This is a genomic window from Ferruginibacter sp. (genome assembly GCF_014377975.1).
Taxonomy (GTDB): Bacteria; Bacteroidota; Bacteroidia; order Chitinophagales; family Chitinophagaceae; genus Ferruginibacter.
The window spans coordinates 1-4223 of sequence record NZ_JACMOO010000116.1 but is presented as its reverse complement, the minus strand read 5'-3'; the positions used below and the strand labels follow the sequence as shown (position 1 = coordinate 4223).

At 40.9% G+C, this 4223-nt stretch carries 5 protein-coding genes; 4 read left to right on the top strand and 1 reads right to left on the bottom strand.

What is annotated here, in order from left to right; translation table 11 throughout:
* Window positions 1-223: 223 nt before the first annotated feature.
* The 4 genes from H7254_RS06870 to H7254_RS06855 are packed head-to-tail and all read left to right on the top strand — an operon-like array spanning window position 224 to window position 4030.
* Window positions 224-1600, top strand: a complete 1377-nt coding sequence (locus H7254_RS06870) for a Na+/H+ antiporter NhaC family protein (protein ID WP_301932268.1) — start codon at window positions 224-226, stop codon at window positions 1598-1600.
* 1 nt (window position 1601) lies between these two features.
* Window positions 1602-2255 carry a GNAT family N-acetyltransferase gene (locus tag H7254_RS06865; protein ID WP_301932267.1) on the top strand — a complete coding sequence of 218 codons (654 nt, stop codon included), beginning with the start codon at window positions 1602-1604 and terminating at the stop codon, window positions 2253-2255.
* A gap of 1 nt (window position 2256) precedes the next feature.
* Window positions 2257-2679: a GNAT family N-acetyltransferase gene (locus H7254_RS06860; protein WP_301932266.1), complete on the top strand. Its 423-nt coding sequence runs from the start codon at window positions 2257-2259 to the stop codon at window positions 2677-2679.
* 4 nt (window positions 2680-2683) lie between these two features.
* Window positions 2684-4030 (top strand): aspartate aminotransferase family protein, encoded by a 1347-nt coding sequence (locus H7254_RS06855; RefSeq protein ID WP_301932265.1) that lies wholly within the window; start codon window positions 2684-2686, stop codon window positions 4028-4030.
* Here H7254_RS06855 and H7254_RS06850 read toward each other — a convergent pair.
* Window positions 4025-4223: hypothetical protein (locus tag H7254_RS06850; protein WP_301932264.1), on the bottom strand; the 199-nt coding region annotated here is incomplete at its 5' end. The genes H7254_RS06855 and H7254_RS06850 overlap by 6 nt on opposite strands.

Below are 4223 nucleotides of genomic sequence, written 5' to 3'. Positions count from 1 at the left end.
TTGATGAATACATTTATCGTTTTAATAAACGCAATATGAAAGAATGGCTATTTGATAATATCATAAATCGATTGATGAATGAAATACCACATTCTTACCCAGTGTTAAAAAGACTTTGTGCTTATTCTACTTAAACCTATTAATAATTAATAATTTGAATACTTGCGAATGAATATCCACTCACAACTTATAACTCATAACTTATAAATTACAATTCATAACTATGTTAGAATACGGTGCATTGGCTTTGATACCTCCACTGGTGGTGATTGTACTTGCGGTACTGCTCAGGAGTTCTTTTGAACCATTGCTGATTGGCTGTATGATAAGCTTCATCATGATAGGATATTTTACGCACACTAATTTTTTTAATGGCTTTGTAGATTCGCTGATAAAAATATTAAGCGATAAAGATTCTGTATGGGTGATACTCGTATGTGGTTTATACGGATCTTTAATTGGCCTGATGGTGCGAAGTGGCGGTACTGCAAGGTTTGGTGATTTGGCACTCAACCGCATCAAAACAAAAAAGAATGCCCTCATCACTACCTGGTTGCTGGGACTATCCATATTTTTAGATGATTATTTAAGTGCGTTAACAGTTGGACTGAGCATGAAAAAAATTACCGATGCACACCGGGTTCCAAGAGAAAAGCTGGCGTATATCGTTAATACAACGGCCGCACCATTTTGTGTTATTGTCCCCATTTCTACCTGGACTATTTTTGTAGGGAAAATTTTAGAAAGCTCTAAAGTTGCGCCCGAAGGAAAGGGGTTGGTAACCTATTGGCACATGATTCCGTTTGTGGTGTATGGCTTTGTTTCTGTACTGCTGATACCATTTTTTATTTATGGCATAATACCCTGGTTTGGCAAAATGAAGCAAGCAAAAATAAGAACAGAAACTACGGGACAGGTTTCAGGATCAGCATTTTCAAGTACTGCTACCCTCGACATTACACCAATGGACGCTACAAAAGAACCTAAAGTAATTTATTTTATTTTGCCCATCGTTGTATTACTGGCAGCTACTATCTATTTCGATATCGACGCATTAAAAGGTGTACTTGTATCGGTAGGCTTTACTTTTTTTTATTATCTTTTTATGAAGCTGGGTAATTTCAGGCAATTGACTGAAACCATTTTTTCCGGTTTCAACAGTATGATTTTTGCGTTGGCCATTTTGTTGATGAGTTATATGCTGAAAGACGTAAATGATCAGATGCATCTTACCCAGTATGTATTAAAATCTGCTTCGCCTTATCTGAACAAACAACTGCTTCCCTGCATCATTTTTTTATCTATGTCTGTTATTTCTGTTACCACCAGCGCTTCCTGGGGATTGTATGCTGTGGCCATTCCGCTAATAGTACCGCTGGCACAGCATTTCGATAGTAATGTATTACTGAATATTGGTGCCGTAGTAAGCGCCGGAGCAGCCGGAAGCAATGCCTGTTTGTATTCCGATTGCAATGTACTGACGTCGCAAAGCACAGAATGTAACAATCTCGATCATGGCTTGTCGCAACTGCCTTATGCCGGCATCGCCTTTGTTATTTCCTGTATCATTTATATTATACTGGGCTATACAATCGCATAAAATGAAAACAACCACTTCACCATATTACCAACAGTTACAACCAGGTATGGCAGTACAACAAATGCTGCAACAACATGCCGCTCAGTTGGAAGCGCTACAGCAGATTGTGTTTCCAACACTTGCTGTAGAAGAATGGATAAAAGCTGAACAATTTTTGCATCACCTGACCATTTTTCCGGAGGGGCAGTTTGTAGTCACAAACAACAACCAGGTTATTGGCATGACATCCTGTATGCGGGCTAATTTTTCTACCGAACAGCATACTTTCAAGCAAATTAGTGCTGGCGGCTGGTTTACCAACCATAATCCCGAAGGAGATTGGTTGTACGGGTTGGATATGGGTGTACATCCTGAATACAGGGGCCGAGGATTGGCCAGGCATTTATACCGGGCCAGACACCAGGTGGCAAGAGCACTTGGTCTTAAAGGGCAGTACACTGTTGGTATGATGAACGGATATGGCGCAGTGGCAGGCAGCATTTCTGCAGAGCAATATTTTGAAGAGCTGAAGCAGGGCAAAATAAAAGATCCCACCATCAGCGCACAAATGAAAATTGGATTTGAACCGGTAAGCCTGGTTCCGGATTACCTAACCGACCCTGCCTGTGGCAATTATGGCGTATTGATAAAAATTGATATTGATAAAAATATATAACATGAAAATTCAGCTATGCACATCAGAGAAGGACATACTTAATTGTTGGGATGTACTGTATGCTTTAAGACCACATTTGTTGCAAAACGAATTTGTAACAATGATAAAAGAAATGATGACAGAAGGTTATCAGCTTGCTTTTATCGAAGAAGATAGAAAAGCCGTTGCAGTGATTGGTTTTCGTTATCTGCAATACTTATACAATGGCAAACATATTTATATTGATGACCTTTCTACGCTGCCTTTGGTAAGAGGTAAAGGTTACGGAGGGCTGTTGTTGGATTATGTTGCAGCAATCGCAAAAGAGAAAGGATACAAAATAGTGACACTGGATTCGGGCTACCTGCGCACCGATGCACACCGGCTATATTTAAATAAAAATTTTACGATGGTGGCGCACCATTTTTCAAAAAATATAAAATAATATCATGACATCTATTAAGTTAAAAACAAGCCTGCCCGGACCGAAAGGCCTCGCCGCTTTGGAAAGAAGAAAAAATTTATTACCGGCCGGATTAGCAAGGTCAACCGACGTAGTGGTGGAAAGAGCAGAAGGGGCCTTGGTATGGGACGTTGATGGAAACCAATTGCTGGATTTTGCCGGTGGTATCGGCATGATCAATGTAGGACACAGCAATGAAAAGGTGGTTGCTGCAATAAAAAAACAATTAGATAAGTACATCCATACCTGCACACTGGTTACAACGATTGAGCCATATCTTGACCTGGCTGAATTACTAAACAGTGTTACGCCCGGCGACTTTCCTAAAAAAACTTTGTTGGCTTGCTCCGGTTCTGAAGCTGTTGAAAACGCCATCAATGTTGCAAAATATTACACCAAAAGAAATGCAGTGCTTTGTTTTGAAGGTGCCTATCATGGCCGCACTTTACTAACGTTGAGCCTTACCAGCAAATATGCGTTGTTTAAAAAAGGCTTTGGCAGTTTTGTGCCCGATATTTATCGCATACCAGCACCCAATATGTACCGGGGTATTGATGGGATGACGGAAGAGCAGTATATAAATTATTGTATCAAAAAATTAGATGAATCATTTATATCGCAGGTAGATCCTGATTCGCTCGCAGCCATTATCATTGAACCGGTAATGGGCGAAGGTGGTTTTTTATCCATGCCTGCAGCCTATTTACACAAGCTGCGCCAGGTGTGCGATAAGCACGGCATTGTATTTATTGCCGATGAAATACAGTGTGGTGCCGGACGTACCGGAAAAATGTTTGCCTGCGAACACAGCGGCGTAATACCGGACATTGTTGTAACCGCAAAATCAATTGGAGCCGGAATGCCCATTAGCGCTACAACCGGCAGGGCCGAAATCATGGATGCCCCACATCCAGGTGGCGTGGGCGGTACTTATGGCGGCAGTCCCGTAGCTTGTGTGGCAGCGATTGAATCAATTAAAATTTTACAATTAGAAAGTTTTTTGAAACGGGTAAATGAAGTGGGAGAAATCATCCGTCTAACACTGGAAGGATGGAAAGAAAAATATCCGCTCATCGGGGATGTACGCGGTATCGGCGCCATGCGGTTAGTTGAATTTGTTAAAGACAGGAACACAAAAGAACCAGATGCCGATGCCACACTTGAAATCATCAGAGACGCAGTAGCGCATGGATTGATAATGATAAGGGCCGGCTTGTTTAGCAATTGTATTCGCCTGTTACCACCCATTGTTATTACCGATGAACAACTGGCAGAAGGCTTACAGGTGTTGGAAGATGCGATAATAAGGGCACAGGAAAAGAGGAAGCTATAACAACTGCCTGGTAATATTATTTTGTGACAAACATTTGTTTTTCATAGCATCATCGTCAGACTGTGCAAAAACTAAAAATTGCGGTTTAAAAAAATTTTTTTCGCCCTGCAACTTGTTTTTAATTTCATTACAGGCAATCTGCCAGTCCCTATTTTTTAGGCTGCTATGCCTGTTGATATCATTTGCCATCTGC

Coding starts and splice junctions, on each gene's coding strand:
- H7254_RS06870 (WP_301932268.1), top strand. CDS start 224: ATGTTAGAATACGGTGCATTGGCTTTGATACCTCCACTGGTGGTGATT.
- H7254_RS06855 (WP_301932265.1), top strand. CDS start 2,684: ATGACATCTATTAAGTTAAAAACAAGCCTGCCCGGACCGAAAGGCCTC.
- H7254_RS06860 (WP_301932266.1), top strand. CDS start 2,257: ATGAAAATTCAGCTATGCACATCAGAGAAGGACATACTTAATTGTTGG.
- H7254_RS06865 (WP_301932267.1), top strand. CDS start 1,602: ATGAAAACAACCACTTCACCATATTACCAACAGTTACAACCAGGTATG.